This window comes from Leisingera sp. SS27 (assembly GCF_028368855.1).
Taxonomy (GTDB): domain Bacteria; phylum Pseudomonadota; class Alphaproteobacteria; order Rhodobacterales; family Rhodobacteraceae; genus Leisingera.
Genome location: NZ_JAQNCY010000009.1, coordinates 84,134 through 107,556 on the forward strand (window position 1 = coordinate 84,134; position 23,423 = coordinate 107,556).

A 23,423-nucleotide genomic window follows, 5' to 3' on the forward strand; every position below is an offset into this window, starting at 1 on the left:
CCATGACGGATCTGACTGAAATCAAGGCCGCCGCCCGCAAGGCCGCCTTTGCCCGCCGCAAGGAGGCTCATGCCCGCAACATTCCCGGCGCCGCAGGCCACCTGTCAGAGGTTCTGGCCGGCTACCGCGGCGTGCCGCTGTCGGGCTACATGCCGATCCGGACTGAGATCGACCCGCTGCCCGCGATGGCCGAGGCTGCGGCGCACGGGCCCGTTGGCGTGCCGGTGATCCTGGGCGCGGGGCAGCCGCTGAAGTTCAGCCGCTGGCAGCCCGAAGGCGCGCTGCGCGAAGGGCCCTTTGGCGCCATGGTGCCTGAGGTCGATGACTTCTTTGAGCCGGAAATCCTGGTTGTCCCGCTGGTCGCCTTTGACGCCAAGGGCGGGCGGCTCGGCTATGGCGGCGGTTTCTACGACCGCACGCTGGAACTGTTGCGCGGTAAGCGGGGCACGCTGGCCATCGGATTTGCCTTCGATGGTCAGGAGGCAGAAAACCTGCCATTGGAGCCGACCGACCAACCGCTGGACATGATCGTCACCGAAAGCCGTATTTTGCAGTTCTGACGCGCCAGCGGGCTGCCGGAAAACGATGCAGGCACAGCGGCAGTTCTGAAAGGGCGTAGTTCAAGAACCAGAATGCGCGGCATAGAGGAGCTTTGGTATCCCGCGGAGTATCGGGCTCTTCCAAGAGCACTGCCCCAAGATGCGGCAAATGGCAGAGCAGTGCGCTTGCGCGCGAATGCGTCTCGCGCGTGCTCCGGGCCGCGACAACGTTGCGCCAGTGAATTGCCATAGCCGGTTTTTCAGCGCCCATCCTGCCAAGGCGAACATAAAGTGAAATTGTGAGGACGGACCAGTAAAGCGCCGGAAGCATGATCCTGCTTCTTCCGCTTGCTTAGTTGGTGCCGTTTGCCCTTTGCAGTTCCCGCACATACCGGGTGATGCTCTTGACGTCTCCGTCTGTCAGCCCCTGTTGCGGAGGCATGCTGCCGAAGTTCCAGTGGTGTGCCCTCACGCCATTGCGGACCGCGCGCAGGAAGGCCGCGTCGCCATGGTGGGATGGTTCATAGATCTTGTGAACAAGCGGCGGCCCCATACCGTTGCGCCCCGCGCCATTGTCGCCATGGCATTCGGCGCAGACCGCATCAAAGGCACGCTTGCCGATAACTGCTGGAGCGCTCAACTCCGGCGGCAATTGGACAGCGGCAAGCGGGGCGCCCGGCTCCAGAACTGTGCGCTGCGTGGTTGCACCTTTTCCGCCTGCGCTGCTGTACACAAAGTAAGCTGCCGCCGCTGACACGGTTGCGGCAGCTGTAATGGCAATAATTTTCCTCATGAGGCTCTCTTTTTCTTAGTTGGGGAGTGAAATGCCGCGCGCGGCAGGAGTTGGGGGAAGGCTGTGCCGGCTTGCTGCAGGCGCCGGCCCGCGTGCCCCGCCGGAGCGGGATGCAAAGGCGCGGATTTCCTGATAGCGGATCCGCACATCTTCGCTTTGCTGGTAGAAACGGAACAGATCCTTCAACGGAGAGGAGTAATCCTTGTGCGCCGCCAGCATCGCCACAAGCGCACCCAGCGAAACCCGCTCCTGCAGCACGAAGTAACCGCCCAGCGAATAGAAAAGGAACGGGGTGAGGGCGGTCAGGAAGTTGTTGATGGCCTTGGCCAGAAATTTCAGCCGGTGAATCTGCAGGCGCAATTGCTGCAGTTGCCGGAAGCCTTGTGAAACAGGCAGCGTGCCTTGGCCTGCCTCCCGCATTTGCTGGTCAAGATGAACGCCAAGCTGGCGCATCGCTCGGATCCTTTCGCGGGACACGGCATTCACCTGCCGCTGCAGCCGCGGCACGATGATCAGCTGCAGCGGAAGCACCGTAAGGGCGGCCGCGGCGAGGATCGGATCCTGCACGAACATGAACAGGAGGATTGTCGCCAGGGTGCCGCCCTGCAGCAGCGGAACGGCCAGCAGTTCAGAAGCAAAGCCGCCGACTGGTTCAACCTCGGCGCCGAGAACCGGCATGATGGCGGGCTGGCGTTGCGCGGGCTGATCCCGCCGCCATTGGCGGTAGACCGCCAGCCGTATCCGGCGCGCGAAGCGTTCGGCGGCCCGTCCTTTGCAGATGTTAAGCCAGTATTTGTTGAGGCCATTGAGCAAAATTGCCGCCAAATAGGCACCACAGAGCAGAAACAGCAGCGAAACTTGTGTAAGCTCATACTGCAGGACCGGAACCGCGCCGTCCTGGCCTTCTAAGACACGGTTCACGATCTGTTTGGGCAGTTCGAGCGTGAGGTACAGGATCGGCATGGCAGTGAGGCTGAGCAGGACAAGGGCCGCCTGCTGCTTGCCAGTGGCGCGCATTATCTGCCGCGGCAGGCTGGGCCAATTGCCGGCTGCGTTCAGCACCGGAGGGCGAACATTTGCAGAAGCCGCCTGATGCCGCCTGCGCAGCAGCATGGCCGCGTGGACAGCAAGGGTTGCCGCCAGCAGCGCAGGGGCAAGAACCAGCACCAGATGCATCATCGGATGCAGCCAGGCCGGCGCGCTGCTGTCGTAGCTGAAACCCAGCGCCGCCGCCGCGTCATGCGCAAGAGTGTGAAATTCAGGCATCGTTTTCTCAGGTCTGTGTACCGGGAGGCGGGGATGGCCCGCCTCCCGTCTTAGCCTATTTCAGCGCTGTCACGGTCAGCTTGCCCTTGATCCGCTCGGCGAGAAATTCGATGGCGTCGCCGGCCTTCAGCTGGTCCAGCATCGCGTCATCGGCGACCCGGAAAACCATGGTCATTGCCGGCATGTCCAGGTCCACCAGTTCTTCGTGTATGATGGTGACCTTGCCGGACTTGGCGTCGACCTTTTTGACCGTGCCCGCGGTAAAGGTGCCGCCGCCGTCCGCCAGAACAGCGACCGGCCCGTGCATGCCGGATTCATAGTGGCCCGGAATCAGGCAAGCGAACTCGAAGGTGCCTTCGTTGGAGAAAGTCCAGACCACTTCGCCGCTGGCGCCCGGGTCCAGGCGCACCGAGTTCGGGTCGTCATGCTCCATCTCCATCTTTGCCATCATCGCCTTGTGATGGACATTGCGCTCAGCCGTATCCAGCACGAACTCATGCTCCAGCTCGCCAGCGTTGGTGATCACGAATTTGACCGTTTCGCCCCTGGCAAAGGAGAAACTGGACGGCTCGAACAGCATCTCGCCGTCGTCGGTTTCCTTCATGGTGACGGCGACTTCCCGGTCCGCATGGGCGGCTTCGCCGGGCTTGCCGACTTCCATCTCATCGTGATGGCCGCCGCCGTGAGTGCCGCCGGCAAAAGCCGGAGCAGCGAAAAGAGCGCCAGCAAGGGCTGCGGATAGTATCTTGTTCATGTCTGTTTCCTCGTCAGATTTGATTGGATGCCAAAGGGTCAGCCCTTGGCGGATGGTTTCGGGGAAATACGGGTCTGTGCGTCTTCGGCGCGGGTAAAGTCCGGCAGTTCGCCGGTCCATTCATAGGCCTGGGTGCCGGGCGGGTTTTCGTACCAGCCGGGATCGCTGTAGTCGTTTGCATCAATGCCTTCGCGCACCTTCACGACCGAGAACATGCCGCCCATTTCCAGCGGCCCGTAGGGCCCCCAGCCGGCCATCATCGGCACGGTGTTGTCGGGCAGCGGCATCGACATCTCGCCCATATCCGCCATGCCTGCGGTGCCCATCGGCATGTATTCGGGCTGCAGGTTACGGATCTGGCCCGTCAGCTTGCGCTTGTCGGTGCCGATGAAGGTCGGGACGTCGTGGCCCATCGCGTTCATCGTGTGGTGCGACTTGTGACAATGGATCGCCCAGTCGCCCGGATGCACCGCGTCAAACTCATAGGCGCGCATGGCGCCGACGGGGATGTCGATCGACACCTCCGGCCAGCGGGCGCTTTCGGGCACCCAGCCGCCGTCGGTGCAGGTGACCTCGAAGTCGTAGCCATGCATGTGGATCGGGTGGTTGGTCATGGTCAGGTTGCCGGTCCTGACGCGCACCCGGTCGCCCTGATTGACCACCAGCGGGTCGATGTCGGGGAAGATCCGGCTGTTCCAGCACCACAGGTTGAAGTCCGTCATCTCCATCACCCGCGGCACATAGGAGCCCGGGTCGATGTCGAAGGCGTTAAGCATGATCAGGAAATCCCGGTCCACCCGCATGAAATCCGGGTCCTTGGGATGCACGATGAACATGCCCATCATCCCCATCGCCATCTGCACCATCTCATCCGCGTGCGGGTGGTACATGAAGGTGCCGGATTTGATCAGGTCGAACTCATAGACAAAAGTCTTGCCGGGCGGGATGCCCGGATGGCTGAGGCCGCCGACCCCGTCCATGCCCGAAGGCAGGATCATCCCGTGCCAGTGCACCGTGGTATGTTCGGGCAGCTTGTTGGTCACGAAAATCCGCACCCGGTCGCCCTCCACCGCCTCGATGGTGGGGCCGGTGGATTGGCCGTTATAGCCCCACAGATGCGCGGTCATGCCCTCGGCCAGCTCGCGCTCGACCGGTTCCGCGACAAGGTGGAATTCCTTCACGCCGTTGTTCATCCGGAACGGCAGGGTCCAGCCGTTCAAGGTGACCACCGGGTTGTAGTCCGGCCCGGTCGCGGGGGTCAGCGGCGGCTGGGTGGCGGCGCTGTCCATGGTTGCGGCCTCAGGCAGGCCCATGTTGGCGGTCTTGCCCCAGGCCTGGCTGGACACCAGCGCAGCACCCGCGGCACCGGCCCCAAGCAGTTGACGTCTGTTCATCATGTTATGTGATCCTTTCAATGGCCTGCGCCGTTGCCGGCGGCGATTTCAGCGCTGCCGCTCTGCGGGGCTGATCCTGCGCTGCCGCCGTAGATCGCGGCGCTGACATTTGCCTGGGCCAGCCAGAAATCGCGCTTGGCATTGGCCGCCTCCAGCGAACCCGCCAGCTTCTCGCGCACGTCGGTCAGCAATTCGAAGGTGCTGGTGATCATGCCGTTGTAACTGAGCAGCCCTTCCTCCTCGATTGTCCTGCGCAGCGGCACCAGCACATCGCGGTAGTGGCGCGCGATCTCATAGGAGGAGTGATAGGCCAGCTCTGCGCTGCGGGCCTCAGACCGGACATTGACCGCCCGTTCCGCCAGAGCATTCGCCGCCTGCAAATATGCGAGCTCTGCCTTACGCATCCGGGCCTTGCCGGTGTCGAATACCGGAATGGCGAACTCCAGTTCCAGCTGGGGCAGGGTTTCCGTATGGGTTTCGCCATCCTCCCTCTCACGTTCCGCCTCGGCCCCGGCAATCAGCTCCAGATCAGTGACCAGCCGGGTCCGGTCCGTCAGGCCAAAGGCGCGGGCCTGTGCTTCCAGACCGAGCTTGGCGACTTTCAGATCGACACGGTTTGCCAGTGCCGCCTTTTCGATCGACGCAACCCGCGGCAGGGACTTCGGCAGGGGTGGCAGCGCATCGGGCACATAATAGCTGGCATCGCTGCCCCACAGGCCCATCAGGTGTGTGAGTTCTTCCTTGGCCAGCTGCGCCTCCAGCCTGGCACGGGCGAGTTGGCCCGCTAGCTCCGCATTGAAGGCGAACTCCCGCGCCTGTCCCGCCTTGTTCAGCGCACCGGTCTTGCCAAGCTGGCTGGCCAGCTCGGCCCCGGCTGCAGCCGTCCCGCTGGCCTTGCGCAGATAGCTCAGCCGTTCAAACGCGGCCACGGAATTGATCCAGGCAGTCCGGGTCTGGCCTGCCAGCGCCAATGTATCGTTCACTGCGTTCAGCTGCGCCTGCTGAAACCGCGCCTCAGCCACCGCGATGCGCTGTTTGCGGGTCTTCACGTCCAGCAGGTTCACGGCAATGGTCGATTCCAGCGCCCGGTACAGGCCCAGTTCCGGCGCGCCGATCCCCATCAGGCCGATTGAGACCACGGGGTTTTCCGGCGTCATCTGCTGCCAAACGTCTGCAGCCGAAAGGCCAACCGCAGCAAAAGACGCCTGCAGCCCCTTGTTGTTCAAAAGCGCCGCCTGCACAGCCGTATCCGCAGAGATTGTCTTGCCATGAACCAGTTGCCGCACTTCCTCGGCCAGCGCTTCGGTCTGGGCCTGTGTCTGCGCAAAGGCCGTGCGCTTGCCGATGGCGGCCGAGGTCTGGCTGGCGACCTCCTGAAACCCGGCTTGTGGGCTGGTGAATTTTTCCGGCACCGCCGCAGAACAGGCGGCCAGAACCAAGGGCGACGCCAGAAGGACGTGCCAAGTTTTTGCTGACATCAGTTAGTCCCCTGCTGCTCGTTGACTTTACGCCAGGATGCGGGACCGCTTGGCTCGTGGCTTTCAAACCCCGAAAAGGGAGACCGGTAGTTCAAGCTGCGGTAGGGGCCAGTTGGTGCGGCAGCCTTCTGCAAGGCAGCAGCATCGGGCAGCAACGCCGGTGAATTGGCGCACGCGCCCAGCAGCAGGGTGCCTGCCCCGGCCAGTAGAAGATATTTCATGTGATTTTCCTGAGAATTATCCGCACGGCTCCTGCATCTGCGTGCAGGAGGGGGTTAGAGACCGCAGAAGCGGTTCAGAAATCTCAGGTTCTTGGAGGCCGCAAATGCGCGAGCTGTTCCCGGGACGGCAGCTGCGCATTTTCCTGCTTCCAGCGAATTGGCTGGGTTACAAAGAATTCTTCCGGCTGCAGAGACAGCACGGCGACCGCCATGCAGGCACCTGCGCAGCAATTCGCACTGTCAGGGTTCAGGGGTGCGTCCTGGCCATTCGCTATACCGGTCCGGGCAGCATCATGTGCCGCATCGGCCATTGCTGGACCAGTATGGCTGTCCCCGGAATGCAGGGCAGCGGCATTGCTGTGGTGACCTGCAATGGAATGCGCAGCGGATGGCAACGTAAAACCCAGCGCCAGGATCGCTGCACACGCAACGGTCAGCCTGATGAGCCGGAAAATATCTGCCAGAAACGCCATGCCGGTATTTCTCCTGACGGGACTGGTCCGCGTCAAGACGGCAATCATGCATTGGGAGCACAAATTTGCGTAATTCAGACATGTTTTTCCTCAGATTTCCGGCTTGGCCGCAGGCCTTTGGACGGATCCTCCAACTCTCCAGCGCAGGAGGGTTGAGGCCGGGCGCAAGTGGTGATTCGTGTGCTGGGCTGGTCAGTTAGGCCGGTATCCGACATCTGCCGAACTGCCTGTTTCCACGTCGCTGAAATCTGGGGAATACTGCGCGGCGCAAGGAATGCGTCCGGCACCACATGGCGGTGAAATCGTACCGCGGGGCCTTGCTCTTTGGCACCGCGTTGCCTACCAGCCGGGCATGCGTATTCTTTTCCTTGGCGATGTGATGGGCCGCGCGGGGCGCCGTGCCATCACCGAAACCCTGCCGCGGCTGCGTGACGAGTGGCGGCTCGATTTTGTTGTGGTGAACGGCGAAAATGCCTCCAACGGCATGGGGCTGAGCGGCGAGCATGCCAAGCTGCTGCTGGATGCAGGCGTCGATTGCCTGACGCTGGGGGACCACGCCTTCGATCAGAAGGACATGCTGCAGTTCATCGAGAAAGAACAGCGCATCATCCGGCCTCTGAACTTTGCCAAAGGCGCGCCTGGCCGTGGCTTCAGGCTGTTCACCGCGCCGGGCGGACGCAAGGTGCTGGTGGTTCAGGCGCTGGGGCAGGTATTCATGAAACGTGCCTTCGACGATCCTTTCGGTGCGGTGGAGGCAGTGCTGAAATCCCATCCGCGCGGCGGGCTGGCGCAGGCGGTCATCGTCGACATGCATTGCGAGGCCACATCTGAGAAGATGGCGATGGGCCACTTCTGCAACGGCCGTGCCTCGCTGGTGGTGGGCACCCATACCCACGTGCCCACGGCAGATGCACAGATCCTGTCCGAGGGCACGGCCTATCTGACTGACGCCGGCATGTGCGGCGACTACAATTCCGTCATTGGCATGGATAAGGCCGAGCCGATGCGCCGGTTCCTGACCGGCATGCCCAAGGTCCGCTTTACCCCGGCGAACGGCGAGGCGACGCTGTCCGGCGTGTTTGTCGAGACCGATGACCGCACCGGCGCGGCCAAGCAGATTCGCATGGTGCGCAACGGCGGACTGCTGCAGGAAGCCGCCCCCTAAGCCGCACTTTGTGCCCTTGGCCCGGCTTGTTGACGGGAGGAATTGCTGCTGTGGCGGCCGTTTGCCGTAAAAAATCCCGAATGCAGGCGGTTAAGCGGCTGCAATTGCGGAAATTCTTGCTCAGGCTTCCGGTTTCGGGGAAACTGCGCGATGGCGGTGCGTCTGCGGGGCGCAGTCTGCCTTGAACAAAATGGGCAAAGTCACGGTATATGCAGTACTTCCAACTTGGTGACACCGGCAGCGCATTTCTGGCGCTGGCCATAGTCCTGGCGATGTTCGTGGCATTCCTGCGCGAAACCTATCCGACTGAAGTTGTGGCGCTGACCGGCGTGGCGGCGATGCTGGCCACCGGCATTCTGCCCTATGGCGAGGCACTGCCGGTTCTGTCGAACCCGGCGCCCTGGACCATTGCCGCGATGTTCATCATCATGGGGGCGCTTGTGCGCACCGGGGCGCTGGATGCATTTACTCAGATCGCCAAGAAACAGGCGGAGGTAAACCCCAAGCTGGCCGTGGCCCTGCTGATGGCGTTTGTCGTCACCGCCTCTGCCGTGGTGTCCAACACGCCGGTGGTTGTGGTGATGATCCCGGTCTTCATCCAGATCGCCCGCACCCTCAATGTCTCCGCCTCCAAGATGCTGATACCGCTCAGCTATGCGGCGATCCTCGGCGGCACGCTGACGCTGATCGGGACTTCGACCAACCTGCTTGTGGATGGTGTGGCCCGCGCCCAGGGGCTGAAGCCTTTCACGATTTTCGAGGTCACGCCGCTGGGGCTGATCCTCGTTGCCTACGGTATGATCTACCTGCGCTTCATCGCGCCGCGCCTGCTGCCTGCGCGCGACAGCATGGCAGAGCTGCTGAGCGACAAATCGAAGATGAAATTCTTCACCGAGGCGGTCATTCCGCCCGAAAGCAACCTCATCGGCCGCGAAGTCACCGGCGTGCAGCTGTTCAAGCGTCCCGGCGTGCGCCTCATTGACGTGATCCGCGGCGATGCCTCGCTGCGCCGCAACCTCAAGGGCGTGGAGCTGCAGGTCGGCGACCGGGTGGTGCTGCGGACCCGGATGACAGAGCTTCTGAGCCTGCAGTCCAACAAGGAGCTGAAGCGGGTCGATCAGGTCTCCGCCATCGAAACCCAAACCGTCGAAGTGCTAATCACCCCCGGCTGCCGCATGGTCGGCCGCAGCCTCGGCGCCCTGCGCCTGCGCCGCCGCTATGGTGTCTACACGCTGGCAGTGCACCGGCGGAACCAGAATATCGGCGTGCAGCTTGACGATCTGGTGGTACGGATCGGCGATACCCTGCTGCTGGAGGGCGCGCCCGCCGATATCCAGCGCTTGGCGGCTGACATGGACCTGGCCGATGTCTCGCAGCCGACCCAGCGCGCCTACCGCCGCAGCCACGCGCCGATTGCGGTCGTTGCGCTGCTTGGCATCGTGCTGCTGGCGGCCTTCGGGGTTGCACCGATCCTGATGCTGTCACTGCTGATGGTCTCGCTGGTCTTTATCACACGCTGCATTGACGCGGATGAGGCGTTTTCCTTTGTTGACGGGCGGCTGCTGGCGCTGATCTTCTCAATGCTGGCCATCGGAGCGGCGCTGGAAAGCTCAGGCGCGGTGGCCCTGATCGTCAACGCCATCGCGCCAGGCTTGTCGATGCTGCCGCCGTTCCTGCTGGTCTGGGCGGTTTATCTGCTGACCTCGGTGCTGACGGAGCTGGTGTCCAACAACGCCGTTGCCGTGGTTGTCACCCCGATTGCTATCGGCCTCGCGCAGGCGATGGGCGTTGATCCGCGCCCCCTTGTGGTGGCGGTGATGGTCGCGGCCTCGGCGTCTTTTGCGACCCCGATCGGCTATCAGACCAACACGCTGGTCTATGGCCCCGGCGGCTATAAGTTTACCGATTTCTTGCGCGTCGGCATTCCGCTGAACCTGACCGTCGGCATGGTCGCCTCGCTGCTCATTCCGTTCTTCTGGCCGCTCTGAACCTGCCCAAGCCAGCAAAAAGGCGGCGAAACTCCGCCTTCTGTGACCGCGGTTACATGAAACTGTTAAACTATTGCCCATATTGAGAGGAGCAGTCTCTTCATAAGGGCCAAACCCATGAGTTTCAGAAAAGTGTTTTTGTTTGTCGTTCTCGCAGGCTCCACTGCGATTGCTCTGGTGTCGCAAGTCCAGACCAGCGGCGCCGCCCGTGCGGTGCCTCTTCAGCAGGAACAATCGCAATAACGAGGCCGAGCGCCGGCTGTTCCTACAGTGGCCAAAATACCAGAATGGCCGGTATGGACACAGCGATAACCAGCGCTTCCAGCGGCAGTCCCATCCGCCAGTAGTCGCCGAAATGATAGCCGCCAGGCCCCAGCACCAACGTGTTGTTCTTGTGCCCGATCGGGGTCAGGAACGCGGCTGAAGCCGCCACTGCCACCGCCATCAGGAAGGGGTCCGGAGAGACCCCTAGCGTTTCCGCCATTTGGATGCCGACAGGCGCTGCCACAATCGCCGTGGCGGTGTTGTTCAGCACATCCGACAGTGTCATGGTGACCACCATCAGCACCGTCAGTACCGCCCAGGCGGGCAGGCCCGCGGTCAGGCCGGTCAGCGCGTTGGCGATCAAGGCCGTGCCGCCGGAGCTATCTAGCGCAGCCCCCAGCGGGATCATCGACCCCAGCAGAACCACGACCGGCCATTCCACGTGGTCATAGATCTCTGCCACCGGCAGGATCTTCAGCAGCACATAGCCGATGGCCACCAGCCCCAGCGCCACCGGCAGGTACAGCAGCCCGACAGAGGCCGCCAGCACTGCGGCGGCAAACAGCCCGATGGCGGCCCAGGTCTTGTCGTTGGCGGTCACCGCAAGCCCGCGCGCGGCCAGCGGCAGGCAGCCCAGCCAGTCCGCCACATCGGCGCTGCGCCCGCGCGGGGTCAGCAGCAGCAGGATATCACCGGCCTGAACCTCTGTCTGACGGATATGGCGGGTGATCCGCGTGCCCTGGCGGGAAATCCCGAGCAGCACCGCGCTCTGGCGCCAGGCGAGCCCGATGGACTGCGCGGTCCGCCCGCGGATGCGGGCGGTTTCCGGCACCACCAGTTCTGTCAGCTCCAGCCCGTCACCTGCCGCCGTCAGCTTCTCGGCCCGCGCAGCATCAGCAAACTCCAGCTTCAGCGCGCTGCGGAACTCGTCCAACGCCTCAGGCTCTGCCTCGATCACCAGCGTGTCGCCCTCGCGCAGCGTGGCAGCAGCAGAGCGCCCATAACGCCGCTTGCCGTCCCGGATCAGGCCCAGGATGGCAACATCGGCTTTCTCGGCTTCCTCATCCAGCTCGCCCAGCCGCTTGCCAACCAGCTCAGAGCCTTCGCCCACCGTCAGCTCGGCGATATAGGGCGCCAGCTGGGCCTCCGAGGCACCGGCCGCGTTCTCCCTCGCGGGGATCAGCCGCCAGCCGATCAGCGCCACAAAGGCAAGCCCCGCCAGCGCGGCAATTCCGCCGACCGGGGCGAAATCGAACATCTTGAACGGCTCACCCAGCGTCTCGCCGCGGATTGCGGCAATGATTATGTTGGGAGGCGTGCCGATCAGCGTGACCATGCCGCCCAGGATGGTGGCAAAGGACAGCGGCATCAGGCTAAGCCCCGGCGCACGGCCCGCCTTCCTGGCGGTCTGGATGTCGACTGGCATCAGCAGCGCCAGCGCAGCCACATTGTTCATGAAGGCAGACAGCACAGCGCCAACCCCGCCCATCAGCGCGATATGGCCGCCCAGGCCGCGGGCACTGTCCACCAGTGTCCGGGTGATCAGGAACACGGCGCCGGACCGCACCAGCCCGGCGGAGACGATCAGCACCAGCGCCACCACCAACGTCGCCGGGTGGCCGAACCCCGCAAACGCCTCGCCCGCAGGCACAACCCCCAGCACCACGCCTGCCATTAACGCGGCAAAGGCCACCAGATCGTAGCGGAAACGCCCCCAAAGGAGCAGAGCAAAGACGGCAGCAAATAACGCAAATAAAACGGCTTGATCATATGTCATGGCGCCAGCTTATCCCCGAAACCCCGCGGAACAAGGGCAAAGCGGAGCAGGGGCGCTTGAAAGCCCCCGCCTTGCAGGGCTATATGGGCGCCAATTCAGATATTCAGCAGCAAGGATGCACCATGGCAGGCCATTCAAAATGGGCTAACATTCAGCACCGCAAGGGCCGTCAGGATGCGGCACGGTCGAAACTGTTTTCCAAGCTGGCCAAGGAGATCACCGTGGCCGCCAAGATGGGCGACCCCGATCCCGACAAGAACCCGCGCCTGCGCCTGGCCGTGAAAGAAGCCAAGAGCCAGTCCGTCCCCAAGGACGTGATTGAACGCGCCATCAAGAAGGCCATCGGCGGCGACGCCGAGAACTATGACGAGATCCGTTACGAGGGTTATGGCCCCAACGGTGTTGCGGTCATCGTCGAAGCGATGACCGACAACAAGAACCGCACCGCCTCCAACGTGCGTTCCACCTTCTCCAAGAACGGCGGCAACCTGGGCGAAACCGGCTCTGTCGGTTTCATGTTCGACCGCAAGGGCGAGGTGACCTATCCGGCCTCCGCAGGCGACGCCGACACTGTTATGATGGCAGCGATCGAAGCAGGCGCCGAGGATGTCGAAAGCTCCGAGGACGGGCATATCATCTACTGTGCTGACAGTGATCTCAACGACGTCTCCAACGCGCTGGAGGCCGAGCTGGGCGAATCCGAGTCGACCAAACTGGTCTGGAAACCCAGCACCACCACCGAGCTGGACCTGGAAGGCATGCAGAAGCTGATGAAGCTGGTCGATGCGCTGGAAGACGACGACGACGTGCAGCGCGTCACCACCAACTTCGAGGCCACTGACGAGGTGATGGCGCAGCTCTGAGCCGGCGCTTGACCTGATTTTCAAGGCCCGCCAGCCCGGCGGGCCTTTTTCGCTTCAAAGCGCACGAAAAAGAACAAGGGCTGCACGATGCAGATCAGAGAGTTCCGCCCCGAAGACGCTGCAGCGCTGGCGCAGATCTTTCATGACGCGGTCCATGTCATAGGCGCCCGGGACTACAGTCCCGAACAGCTCAGCGCCTGGAGCCCGGAGCCTGCCCCGGCAGAGGTTTGGGCCAGCCGCGCCGCTGATGGCCGCCGGGTCTTTGTCGCCGCGGATGCGCAGGACCAGCCGCAGGCTTTCATCGAACTGGAGACGGACGGGCATATCGACTGTTTCTACTGCCAGCCTGAGGCGGCGGGCACCGGTACGGGAGCGATGCTGTACGAGCGGCTGGAAGCCGAAGCCCGCAGTCTCGGTCTCACCGCACTTTTTGTGGAGGCCAGCGAGGCTGCCCGCCGGTTCTTTCTGCGCCGGGGGTTTACGGCTGAAACCCGGCGCGAAATCGAACGCCGCGGAGTGACCCTGCATAACTACCAGATGACCAAGCAACTCACCCGCTGACCTTCGGTGCCGAGGTGTCAGTGATCAGCGCGTGCCCGCTCTGATGAGCCCGCCACGATGCAACTCATCTCTGCTGGGCACCCATAGCTCTGCGCTGGGCATTTCAAATATCTGTTCAGCAAACTCCATACTGACCCCTTGCTGCAGCAGGAAGGCGCGATCCTTCTCTTGTTCGCGCCGCAGGTCGATCTGCGGCAGCCCGCTCTCGAACTGCAGCGCATAGCTGTGAAAGCCGAGCTGCCCGCCGGTCCCCAATGTGCGCTGGCTGCCAGCGGCAAAAACCAGCGTGCAGGCAGAAGCGCATAGCCCTGCCGCACGGGTGTTCCAGCCCTGCTCAAGGATCAGCCGTGCAGCGCCGCGGGCCTCGGCAATCAGCCCGCCGGGGCCGGTCAGATCCATCTGCATCAGGCCCGGGTTGTCTTCGGCCAACTTCCGCAGCCGTTTTGTCAGGCCAAAGGTAATTTCGCCGTCAAAGACCAGCGTCCTGCCATCCGCGGAAACCGTGAGCTGATAAAGTGCCTCACGCTCCAGCCTCAACTGCTCGGCATAGGCAGGCTCCTCCACCTCGCGGGCAATCAGCAGGGCATCCCACCACTGGGTCAGCGACGCAAAACCCGCAAACAGCAGCAGCAGGTAACCGCCCCAGACCGGGGCCATGGCACCGGTGCTGCGGACATGGTCGTCAGCGCTGAGCTGATAGGCGCGAAACTGCCACAGGTGGAGCAGCGCATCGGCCGCCATCAGCGCATAGGCCAGTATCAGCGGCAGTTTGATCCATTGGTTCAGCGCCAGCCAAACCAGCAGCACAGCTGCCCGCGGCAGCACCACCTGCAGCGCCAGGCTGCGGGGCAGGGCGGCAGGGGCGCCCTTCATCCTGCAGCCGGTTTCATTCAAACACCTGGCAGATCTGCTCCAGCGGCTTCTTGAGCTTGGCAACGGAAGGCACCACGGCATCCTCTGCCGGGTGGCCCGCAGCGATGATCATAGTGGGTTTTTCTGAAGGAGGGCGGCCAAGGGCGCCGTTCAGGAATTTCATCGGGTTCGGCGTGTGGGTCAATGTGCACAGCCCAGCCGTATGCAGCGCCGTCAGCAGCACACCGGTGGCAATGTTCACGCTTTCTGGCACATAGTAATTCTTGTATCGCGTGCCATCCGCAAACTCTCCCCAGCGCTGGGCAAATACCACGATCAGCCAGGGCGCTGTGGTCAGATGCGGCTTATCGGCAGTGGTGCCGATTGGCTCCAGCGCCTTGATCCACTCATCACCGGCGCCGCCCGCATAAAACCGGCGCTCTTCCTCCTCGGCCTCTGCGCGGATCTGCGACTTCAGCGCGGGGTCGGAGATTGCGGCAAAGAACCATGGCTGGTGATTGGCGCCCGAGGGTGCGGTTCCGGCGGCACGGATGCACGTCTCGACCACTGCCCGCGGCACGGGCTGTTCGGTGAAGTCCCGCACCGTGTGCCGCCGTTGCATATGCGCCAGGAACGCAGCGGCCTTTTCCTGCATCTGAGCGTCGGAATATTCCGCCCTGTCGGGGAGCGGCAGCGGATCATAGCTGAGCGCGTCTTTGGCAAACATAGGCGGTCTTTCCGGATTAGCTCTGCGTCAAATACTCTCTTGCCGATTTCTGCACGGCGCGGGTCACCTCGGCAAGGGCCGGGGCCATCACCCGCGCCACCTGCCAGGTCAGCGGCACCGGCAGCGTGGTCTCCGGGATCAGCGGCACCAGACGGCCCGCGCGGATGTCCCCTTCAACCATTGCCAGCGGGTTCATCCCCCAGCCCAGGCCTGCCGCGGCCGCATCAATGAACGCCTGTGTCGATGGCAGAAAATGCGCGGGCGGTGCCAGACCGGGGGCCACATTGCGCTCCAGCCACAGCCGCTGCAGGTTGTCCTTGGCGTTAAAGATCAGGCAAGGGGCCTTTGCGGCGGCCTCCGGTGTCACCCCGCCGGGAAACCAGCGGTCCATAAAGGCCGGGCTTGTGGTTGCCACATACTCCGGCGCACCCAGCGGATAGGCGTCAAAACCGGTCACGGGTTTGGAACTGGCGGTCACAGCAGCAGAGACCTCGCCGCGTTTCAGCCATTCGGCGCTGTAGTCCTGGTCATCCACCAAGAGATCGAACAGCACGCCCTCCACCGCGGCCATCGCATCAATGAACCAGCTCGCCAGGCTGTCGGCAGTGACCGCAATCCGCAGCCGTACCGGGCCGTGGCCTGCCTCCAGCGCCAGTTCCCGCGCCAGCTGCGCTTCCAGCAGGCCAATGTCTTCGGCATGTTTGGCAATCCTGAGGCCTGCCGTTGTGCCGGTGCAGGGCGATCCGCGCAGTACCAGCGCGGTGCCGGTCCTGTCCTCCAGCGCCTTGATCCGCTGTGAAATGGCTGAAGGCGTCACATTCAGGGAATGCGCCGCCGCCTCAAACGAGCCAAGACGCAGCACCGCGCTCAGTGCTGCCAGCTGGCTGGGGTCCATCTGCATTAGAAGCTCTAATCTACCCTTAAGCTCTTTAACTGGATTAATGTCATGGCGGGCGGTAGTCAAACCCCATCACAACGATGGAGACTGCAATGCCCCCCAGCCTGATTGCCGGATTTGCCCTTGGCCTCAGCCTGATCATGGCGATCGGCGCCCAGAATGCCTTTGTCTTGCGCCAGGGATTGCGGCGCCAGCATGTGTTCTGGATCTGCCTGACCTGTGCCGGGTCCGACGCGCTGCTGATAACCGCGGGGGTCCTGGGCTTCGGTTCCCTGGCGGTGGCGGTGCCCTGGTTCGAGCAGGCGATGCGCTGGGGCGGCGCGGCCTTCCTGATCTGGTACGGTGCCCGCGCCCTGCGCAGCGCCTGGCGCGGAGGCGAAACGCTGGAGGCCGCGCAAGAAGGTGCAGGCGCGGCGCTGCTGCCGGTGCTGGCCACCGTTCTGGCGCTCACTTGGCTGAACCCACATGTCTATCTGGACACGGTGGTTCTGCTGGGCTCGATCTCTGCCCAGTATCCCGACCCGCTGATTTTCGCCGCCGGAGCCGCCGTCGCCAGCTTCACATTCTTCTTCTCACTGGGCTATGGCGCCAGCCTGCTGGCCCCGGTCTTTGCCCGCCCGCGCGCCTGGCAGATGCTGGACGCCCTCGTCGGCCTCACGATGTGGGCGATTGCCGCCAAGCTCCTGTTGATGTGACGAATAGCACTTGTGCGCAGGCGGGCCTAACGCCTGCGCACAAAAGCCCTACCTTTCCCCCATGACAGCCGACAGGAGGGAAGGATGAGCTGGAACCCGGCACTGGAACCGCAATGCCCTGATGCGGGCAGCCTTGATGCCATCGAGACGGTGATCATTCCGCGCGCCCGCGACATCGGCGGATTTGAGGTCCGCCGTGCGCTGCCTGCACCGCGCCGCCAGATGGTCGGGCCGTTCATCTTCTTCGACCAGGCCGGGCCTGCCGAGTTTTTGACCGGCCAGGGCATCGACGTGCGCCCGCATCCCCATATCGGCCTCGGAACTGTCACCTACCTCTATCAGGGCGAGTTTGAGCACATGGACTCCCTCGGCACGCACCAGATGATCTATCCGGGCGAGGTGAACTGGATGGTTGCGGGACAGGGCGTCTCCCATTCCGAGCGCACCTCTGCCGCAACCCGCCAGAACCCAAGCAGCCTGTTCGGCATTCAGACCTGGATCGCGCTGCCCGACAGTCACGAAGATGTTCCAGCGGCCTTTGAGCACCATGGCAAGGAGGCGCTGCCGGTACTGGAGGGCGAGGGCAAGACCGTGCGCCTGATCCTCGGCAATGCCTGGGGTGAGAAAGCCCCGGCAACCCTTTATTCAGAAACCTTTTATGCCGATGTGATGCTGCACCCGGGTGCCAGGCTGCCGCTGCCTACCGATCACGAGGACCGGGGGCTCTATGTTACGCAAGGCTCGGTGCAGATCGCCGGCGACACCTTTGAGGCGGGCCGCATGATGGTGTTCCGCCCTGGCGATGAGATCACCGTGACCGCCGGGCCTGAGGGCGCCCGGCTGATGGCGCTGGGCGGTGAGACGCTGAACGGGCCGCGTTATATCTGGTGGAATTTCGTTGCCTCCTCACGCGACCGGATCGAAGCGGCCAAGGTTTCCTGGGCTGCAGGCGACTGGCGGCATGGCCGCTTCCAGCTGCCGCCCGGCGATGACGAAGAATTTATCCCGCTTCCCGAGGGCCGGAAATAATTCACATGTGAAGCCTTGCGCCGCCGCCCGAACGGGTGTTCTGTCAGCCCATGAGCCAATCCTCCGCCCCCGTCCAGCATGCACAGAACCCGCTCAGGGGCGTGTTCTGGATGGTTGTGACCGGCCTCTGCTTCGTGGCGGTGACAGCTCTGGTCAAATCGCTCGGCACCCGCATCCCGCCTGCCGAAAGCGCCTTTTTGAGGTATCTCCTCGGGCTGGTGTTCCTGATCCCGATGGCTGGCGCGCTGCGCAGGGCGCATCTCACCCCGCGTCTTTGGGCGCTGTTTGCCGGACGCGGTGTGGTGCACACGGCGGGTGTGATCCTGTGGTTCTACGCCATGACGCAGATCCCGCTGGCTGAAGTCACGGCGATGAACTACCTGTCGCCGGTCTATGTCACGCTGGGAGCTGCCCTGTTCCTGGGGGAGAAGCTGGCCTTCCGCCGCATCTCCGCCATCGCTGTTGCGCTGATCGGCGCGCTGATCATCCTGCGTCCGGGCTTCCGTGAGGTCTCCTCTGGCCACATCGCCATGCTGTTCACAGCGGTTTCCTTTGGTGCCTCCTACCTGATCGCCAAGTTCACCGTTGGCAGCAACAGTCCGGCGGTGGTGGTTGGGATGCTGTCGGTCTTTGTCACCATCGGCCTTGCCCCCTTTGCCCTGGCAGTCTGGGTGACACCGACACTGGCAGAGGTTGCGATCCTTTTCGGTGTCGCCTGCTTCGCCACCGCGGGCCACTACACCATGACATTGGCCTTTGCCGCCGCGCCTGTGGCTGTCACCCAGCCGGTCACATTCCTGCAGCTGGTCTGGGCCACTCTGCTGGGCGCCTTGGCCTTTGGGGAGCCTGCAGACATCTGGGTCGTCTCCGGCGGCGGGCTGATCCTGGCTGCGGTCAGTTTCATTTCCCTGCGTGAAGCCAGGATCAAAAAGAAGGCTCTTTCATCTTCCGGTAATGCCGCGGGCGTTTAATCGCCTTGTTGACGTTACTGACCCTGGTAGCCTCTTGCGCCTGCGGAGGATTGCAGGAGCCTTGAATGATGAAATGCCTTTGGCTGCCTGCACTGCTGCTGGCAGCATTTCTTAATCTGGCGGAGGCCCAGGCGGGTGCCAGGATCTGCAATGATACGGATGCCTTGCACCATCTGGCAGTGGTCCTGCGCGACCGTGGCGGCTGGGTGGCGCAGGGCTGGCAGCATCTGCATCCGGGTGAATGCATGGAGGCGGCGCCGCGCCAGTATCAGGGCAAGTTTCTCTATTTCCGCTCCGAAAGCCCCGGATACCGTTTCCGTGATGACAGTGTGCGGTTCTGTACTGCACCGGGCCGGTTCCGCATCCCGCATGGTGGCGATTGCACCGGCGAAAATCAGGTGCCCCTGCGCTTTGCCAAGGCATCCTCAGATCAGAAGGTCTTGCTCAGTAAACGCTCAGCCGGCGGTGCGGGACGGGCTGCGGCACGGGGGAAGGACCCGCATCATCTGCGGACAGGCGGGCAGCACTATACGGCTGAGGTCATCTTTCAGGGCTGCAGGCTGAACCCCCGCAAGGAAACCGCTACCTGCCAGTTCGTTGGCGACGGCATGGAGCTCGCCGCACAGGGCCGGCTGCAGGTCAGCGACCCGCTCTTTACCTACTTGCTGGGTGTGCTGCGCGGCACTTCAATGGTGATCGACGGCGAGATGACCTCCCGTTTCGGGTCGTTCGGTGAACTGGATCTTCACAGCGTGACGCCGCGGGTGCCGGGCCGCCTGGATGAAATCTTGCATCAGATGCAGGGCCGGTGGCAGTCTGAGCGCAATCCGCTCGACCGGTTCATCGTTTCCGGTGCCGTGCGCCGGGCCAGCTATGGAGGGCGCCAGATGACGCCGGAGTTCCTCTCGGTGCGGACCAGCTGTGAAGGGAAGGCGCGCGGTGAGGGTGAGTATCTCCAGGCCTGGGACAGTCTGCGCGGAAGCAGCCTTTGCTACCGGATCGAGGCGCTGACACAGGACCGGATAACGCTGGTCTATATTCCCAATGGCATCCGGCTGGACTACCGGCGGATTCGCTGAACCCCTGACCCCAGGATCAGGGGATCACCAGGTCCACCACCCGGTGCGCCGCGGCACGGGCCTCATCCGGGTCCAGCGCTTCTTCCGACTGTGCCGCCTGCAGCCAGACCCCGTCCATGTAGCACTGCAGCGCCTGGCGCGCGGTCTCCACCCGGTCCTCTGGCAGCAGGGCCCGCAGTTCGGCAAGGAAATGGCTGCGGACCCGGGCCCGGTTGATTCGATGCAGGCGGCTGAGGCGCGTTGAGTAAGGGGCATTTGCCCAGAACTGCATCCAGATGCTGCACTGGGGGACGGTGAACAGACCGTCCGCAAAGTTCGCATCCATCACCGCATACAAGCGCTCGCGCGGGGTGCGCGCGGTTGCATAGCCTGCACTCATCGCTTGCCGCAGCTTGCCCAGAAGGTGCAGCATGGTGGCTTCCATCAGCCCTTCCTTGGAGCCGAAATAATAGTTGATGGAGGCCGCTGACGCTCCGGCTTCCCGTGCGATTTCTGCCATGGTTACAACACCGTAGCCGCGCTTGTGCACGGCAACGATGGTGGCTTCGATCAGCTCTTCGTTGCGGATGTCCCGGATGCGTTTCCTGCTCATGATTAAGTTGTGCGGCAATTGGGGCGGCGTTTCAACTGTTGTTCGCGCGATTCTGAAACTTGAATGACCGTTTAAAAAACTGTTTGGCGCTTCAGTCTGCTGTGATATGTAACCGATCCATGTCTGAGGGCGGAAACCGCCCGGAAATGGGAGGGACATATGACTTCAATCATCTCGTTCGGGATTCTGCTGGCCTTTGCGCTGGTGGCGTTCTGCGTGATCAAGTGGTGGAACGTCCGCAACGTCGGCGTGACCCCCGTTCACCTTTTCACCTTCATCGCAATCCTGTTCACCTCCGGTCTGGACGTGGGCCTGATCATGTTCCCGCTGGCCTGGGACTTCCCGCTCTATGCGGACACCGCGGCGGAACCGGCCTATGGCTTCACCAACCCGCTTGCGCTGGAGTTCGGCTTCTGGGGCTTCCTGATCTGGGGCTTCTATTTCCTGACAACCTTCTATTTCTGCGTGGTGGAACCGCGGGTGAAGTTCTTTGAGATCCCGCTGGTGAAATGGATCAACAACATCGTGATCATCGGCACCTGCGCCTTCACCGGCGCGCTGTTCCTGATCTACCTGCCGTATTACGCCACCTTCATGGGTGACGGCGAAACCGTGATCCCGGCTTTCTATGTCATCACCTTCCTGGTGATCCTGTTTGCCGCCTTCTCCTCCACCGACATCAAATACGTTCGTATTCTGTCGGTCGGCTCCACTGCGCTGTTCCTGGCGCTGATCCTGGGCATGTGGGCCTATGCAGGCATGGGCCTTGGCGCCTTTGCGGACACAGCGTCCAACATCGGCGGCTACTTCGCCAACATCCACAAATTCATCCTGCCGCTGACCGACTATCATGAATTCTACCTGTTCTGGTGGTTCGCGTGGTCGATCATGATCGGCCAGTTCACCTCCCGCTTTGTCGGCGGTCTGCGCACCTGGCAGGTTCTGGCAGCGCTGCTGATCTTCCCGTCGATCCCGCTGGGTGTGTGGTTCTCGGTCCTGTACTACTACCACCTGAACAGCATCGAAACGACGCTGCTGATCAACGTCTCCATGGTCGCTGTGGGCATCATCTTTGTGGTCAACTCCTTTGACTCGCTGATCCGCCTTTACACCGACAACCTGAACCTGACGGCCAAGCGTTTCGGCACCATTCCTTACGTGCTCGGCAACGCGGTTGTGCTCTTTGGCCTGACCCTGGCATTCCAGAGCCAGTGGCTGCAGATCCAGTGGATCGGCACCATCGTGATCGCCATCTACGTGGCCTGCCTGGCTTACATCGTGGCCTTCAAGCGCAGCGAAGTCATGAGCATCGACGCCTCGCCCGAGGAAAACACGCTCGACTTCGAAAAGATCAAGACAGCCCACTAAGGGCGGTCTCCCGGCTGGGCCCCAAGTTTCCCCGAATGACGGGACCGGCCACCAAACTGCCTGGCAGCGCCTTCGGGCCTGCCAGGCGCCTTTGCAAAGCATCGCCAATACTTGGGAGGTCCGCGATGAGTGCCCCGAATATCCTGATCCTGATGGTTGACCAGTTGAATGGGACGCTTTTCCCGGACGGCCCCGCCGAGTGGCTGCATGCTCCGAACCTGAAAAAGCTGGCGGAACGCTCCACCCGCTTCAAGAACGCCTATACCGCGTCGCCGCTCTGCGCCCCGGGCCGCGCCTCCTTCATGTCCGGCCAGCTGCCTTCGCGCACCGGCGTCTATGACAACGCCGCCGAATTCCGCAGCGACATCCCGACCTACGCCCACCACTTGCGCCGCGCCGGGTATTACACTTGCCTCTCGGGCAAGATGCACTTTGTCGGCCCCGACCAGCTGCACGGGTTCGAGGACCGGCTGACCACCGACATCTATCCGGCCGATTTCGGCTGGACCCCGGACTACCGCAAGCCGGGCGAGCGGATCGACTGGTGGTACCACAACATGGGGTCCGTTACCGGGGCAGGGGTGGCGGAAACCTCCAACCAGATGGAATACGACGACGAGGTCGCCTACAACGCCACCGCCAAGCTGTATGAGCTGTCGCGCGGCCTCGACGAGCGCCCCTGGTGCGTCACCGTCTCCTTCACCCATCCGCACGATCCCTATGTGGCGCGCCGCAAGTACTGGGATCTTTATGAGGACTGCGAGCACCTGCTGCCTGAAGTCCCCGCCATGGACTACGAGGACCACGACCCCCACGCCAAGCGGATCTTTGACGCCAACGACTGGCGCAGCTTCGACATTACTGAAGAGAACATCAAACGCTCCCGCCGCGCTTACTTCGCCAATATTTCCTATCTGGATGACAAGATCGGCGAGATCCTGAACGTGCTGGAAACCACAAGGCAGGAAGCGATCATCCTGTTCGTCTCCGACCACGGCGACATGCTGGGCGAGCGCGGCCTCTGGTTCAAGATGAGCTTCTACGAGGGCTCCTCCCGCGTGCCGCTGATGATCTCGGCGCCGGACCTGCCCGTGGGCCTGATTGAGACCCCGGTGTCCACGCTGGACGTGACCCCGACGCTGGGCGCGCTGGCCGGTGTCGACATGGCAGAAATCGAACCCTGGACCGACGGCCAGAACCTGGTGCCGCTGGCCAATGGAACGGAACGCACCGAGCCGGTCGCCGTGGAATACGCGGCTGAGGCGTCCTACGCGCCGCTGGTGTCGCTCCGCTACGGCAAGTGGAAATACAACCGCTGCGCCCTGGATCCCGACCAGCTGTTTGATCTGGAAGCCGACCCGCACGAACTCAACAACCTGGCAGATGATCCGGCCCATGCCGGCACGCTGGAATCCTTGCGCGCCAAGTCGGAGGCCCGCTGGAACCTGGAAACCTTCGACGCAGAGGTGCGCGCCAGTCAGGCCCGCCGCTGGGTCGTCTACGAGGCCCTGCGCCAGGGCGGCTACTACCCCTGGGATTACCAGCCGCTGCAAAAAGCCTCGGAGCGCTACATGCGCAACCACATGAATCTCGACAACCTCGAGGAAAGCAAACGCTTTCCCCGCGGAGAATAACCATAGCAACTACTCAGCATCTCCCCTGCTGAAGACCCCCGC

The 23,423-nt window shown here is 62.9% G+C and carries 24 protein-coding genes; 13 read left to right on the top strand and 11 right to left on the bottom strand.

Features of this window, described 5'->3' with window-relative positions; genetic code table 11:
* Positions 1-2: 2 nt before the first annotated feature.
* A complete protein-coding gene (locus N6L27_RS17480; protein WP_271908621.1) occupies positions 3-560 on the top strand; it encodes a 5-formyltetrahydrofolate cyclo-ligase in 558 nt (185 codons plus the stop codon).
* Between the two features lie 331 nt (positions 561-891).
* Here the strand turns inward: N6L27_RS17480 and N6L27_RS17485 are convergent, their stop codons facing one another.
* The 6 genes from N6L27_RS17485 to N6L27_RS17510 are packed head-to-tail and all read right to left on the bottom strand — an operon-like array spanning position 892 to position 6,445.
* Positions 892-1,332: a c-type cytochrome gene (locus N6L27_RS17485; RefSeq protein ID WP_271908622.1), complete on the bottom strand. Its 441-nt coding sequence runs from the start codon at positions 1,330-1,332 to the stop codon at positions 892-894.
* 15 nt (positions 1,333-1,347) lie between these two features.
* Positions 1,348-2,598 carry an ABC transporter ATP-binding protein gene (locus N6L27_RS17490; protein ID WP_271908623.1) on the bottom strand — a complete coding sequence of 417 codons (1,251 nt, stop codon included), beginning with the start codon at positions 2,596-2,598 and terminating at the stop codon, positions 1,348-1,350.
* Between the two features lie 55 nt (positions 2,599-2,653).
* Positions 2,654-3,352 carry a copper-binding protein gene (locus N6L27_RS17495; RefSeq protein ID WP_271908624.1) on the bottom strand — a complete coding sequence of 233 codons (699 nt, stop codon included), beginning with the start codon at positions 3,350-3,352 and terminating at the stop codon, positions 2,654-2,656.
* A 38-nt stretch (positions 3,353-3,390) separates the two neighbouring features.
* Positions 3,391-4,749, bottom strand: a complete 1,359-nt coding sequence (locus N6L27_RS17500) for a multicopper oxidase family protein (RefSeq protein WP_271908625.1) — start codon at positions 4,747-4,749, stop codon at positions 3,391-3,393.
* Positions 4,750-4,763: 14 nt separating this feature from the next.
* Positions 4,764-6,224, bottom strand: a complete 1,461-nt coding sequence (locus tag N6L27_RS17505; RefSeq protein WP_271908626.1) for a TolC family protein — start codon at positions 6,222-6,224, stop codon at positions 4,764-4,766.
* Entirely contained in the window at positions 6,224-6,445 is a 222-nt protein-coding gene (locus N6L27_RS17510) for a hypothetical protein (RefSeq protein ID WP_271908627.1), read from the bottom strand. Before N6L27_RS17510 ends, N6L27_RS17505 begins: the two co-directional genes overlap by 1 nt.
* A gap of 104 nt (positions 6,446-6,549) precedes the next feature.
* On the opposite strand from N6L27_RS17510, the gene N6L27_RS17515 reads away from it, so the two are divergent.
* The 4 genes from N6L27_RS17515 (at position 6,550) to N6L27_RS17530 (ending at position 10,314) form a co-directional block, all read left to right on the top strand.
* Positions 6,550-7,074, top strand: coding sequence for a hypothetical protein (locus N6L27_RS17515; protein WP_271908628.1), 525 nt, complete (start codon positions 6,550-6,552; stop codon positions 7,072-7,074).
* Positions 7,075-7,270: 196 nt separating this feature from the next.
* A complete protein-coding gene (locus tag N6L27_RS17520) occupies positions 7,271-8,083 on the top strand; it encodes a TIGR00282 family metallophosphoesterase (RefSeq protein WP_271908629.1) in 813 nt (270 codons plus the stop codon).
* Positions 8,084-8,292: 209 nt separating this feature from the next.
* Positions 8,293-10,071: an SLC13 family permease gene (locus N6L27_RS17525; RefSeq protein WP_039186117.1), complete on the top strand. Its 1,779-nt coding sequence runs from the start codon at positions 8,293-8,295 to the stop codon at positions 10,069-10,071.
* A 117-nt stretch (positions 10,072-10,188) separates the two neighbouring features.
* On the top strand, positions 10,189-10,314 hold the full coding sequence (locus N6L27_RS17530; protein WP_260015436.1) for a hypothetical protein: 126 nt from the start codon (positions 10,189-10,191) through the stop codon (positions 10,312-10,314).
* 22 nt (positions 10,315-10,336) lie between these two features.
* Here N6L27_RS17530 and N6L27_RS17535 read toward each other — a convergent pair whose 3' ends face one another.
* Positions 10,337-12,112, bottom strand: a complete 1,776-nt coding sequence (locus N6L27_RS17535) for an SLC13 family permease (protein WP_271908630.1) — start codon at positions 12,110-12,112, stop codon at positions 10,337-10,339.
* Between the two features lie 122 nt (positions 12,113-12,234).
* On the opposite strand from N6L27_RS17535, the gene N6L27_RS17540 reads away from it, so the two are divergent.
* Complete coding sequence (locus N6L27_RS17540) at positions 12,235-12,975, top strand: YebC/PmpR family DNA-binding transcriptional regulator (RefSeq protein ID WP_271908631.1); 741 nt, start codon at positions 12,235-12,237, stop codon at positions 12,973-12,975.
* An 87-nt stretch (positions 12,976-13,062) separates the two neighbouring features.
* Positions 13,063-13,536 (top strand): GNAT family N-acetyltransferase, encoded by a 474-nt coding sequence (locus tag N6L27_RS17545; RefSeq protein WP_271908632.1) that lies wholly within the window; start codon positions 13,063-13,065, stop codon positions 13,534-13,536.
* Positions 13,537-13,560: 24 nt separating this feature from the next.
* Here the strand turns inward: N6L27_RS17545 and N6L27_RS17550 are convergent, their stop codons facing one another.
* Genes N6L27_RS17550 through N6L27_RS17560 form a run of 3 tightly spaced genes read right to left on the bottom strand, consistent with a single transcriptional unit; the run spans position 13,561 to position 16,016 of the window.
* A complete protein-coding gene (locus N6L27_RS17550) occupies positions 13,561-14,409 on the bottom strand; it encodes a hypothetical protein (RefSeq protein ID WP_271908633.1) in 849 nt (282 codons plus the stop codon).
* Positions 14,410-14,422: 13 nt separating this feature from the next.
* Entirely contained in the window at positions 14,423-15,115 is a 693-nt protein-coding gene (locus tag N6L27_RS17555; RefSeq protein WP_271908634.1) for a nitroreductase family protein, read from the bottom strand.
* A 16-nt stretch (positions 15,116-15,131) separates the two neighbouring features.
* On the bottom strand, positions 15,132-16,016 hold the full coding sequence (locus N6L27_RS17560) for a LysR family transcriptional regulator ArgP (protein WP_271908635.1): 885 nt from the start codon (positions 16,014-16,016) through the stop codon (positions 15,132-15,134).
* A gap of 89 nt (positions 16,017-16,105) precedes the next feature.
* Here N6L27_RS17560 and N6L27_RS17565 point away from each other — a divergent pair, with 89 nt between their 5' ends.
* The 4 genes from N6L27_RS17565 (at position 16,106) to N6L27_RS17580 (ending at position 19,787) form a co-directional block, all read left to right on the top strand.
* A complete protein-coding gene (locus N6L27_RS17565; protein WP_271908636.1) occupies positions 16,106-16,708 on the top strand; it encodes a LysE/ArgO family amino acid transporter in 603 nt (200 codons plus the stop codon).
* Positions 16,709-16,792: 84 nt separating this feature from the next.
* The gene (locus tag N6L27_RS17570) at positions 16,793-17,737 is read left to right on the top strand and encodes a pirin family protein (RefSeq protein ID WP_271908637.1); all 945 of its coding nucleotides are present in this window, start codon (positions 16,793-16,795) and stop codon (positions 17,735-17,737) included.
* Between the two features lie 50 nt (positions 17,738-17,787).
* Positions 17,788-18,708, top strand: a complete 921-nt coding sequence (locus N6L27_RS17575) for a DMT family transporter (protein ID WP_271908638.1) — start codon at positions 17,788-17,790, stop codon at positions 18,706-18,708.
* Between the two features lie 65 nt (positions 18,709-18,773).
* On the top strand, positions 18,774-19,787 hold the full coding sequence (locus N6L27_RS17580; RefSeq protein WP_271908639.1) for a DUF1036 domain-containing protein: 1,014 nt from the start codon (positions 18,774-18,776) through the stop codon (positions 19,785-19,787).
* Between the two features lie 16 nt (positions 19,788-19,803).
* On the opposite strand, the gene betI is transcribed toward N6L27_RS17580, so the two are convergent.
* Positions 19,804-20,379 carry a choline-binding transcriptional repressor BetI gene (gene betI / locus N6L27_RS17585; protein WP_271908640.1) on the bottom strand — a complete coding sequence of 192 codons (576 nt, stop codon included), beginning with the start codon at positions 20,377-20,379 and terminating at the stop codon, positions 19,804-19,806.
* Between the two features lie 159 nt (positions 20,380-20,538).
* On the opposite strand from betI, the gene N6L27_RS17590 reads away from it, so the two are divergent.
* Both N6L27_RS17590 and betC read left to right on the top strand, forming a co-directional pair.
* Positions 20,539-21,747, top strand: coding sequence for a BCCT family transporter (locus N6L27_RS17590; RefSeq protein ID WP_271908641.1), 1,209 nt, complete (start codon positions 20,539-20,541; stop codon positions 21,745-21,747).
* A 125-nt stretch (positions 21,748-21,872) separates the two neighbouring features.
* Positions 21,873-23,381 (top strand): choline-sulfatase, encoded by a 1,509-nt coding sequence (betC, locus tag N6L27_RS17595; RefSeq protein WP_271908643.1) that lies wholly within the window; start codon positions 21,873-21,875, stop codon positions 23,379-23,381.
* Positions 23,382-23,423 lie beyond the last annotated feature (42 nt).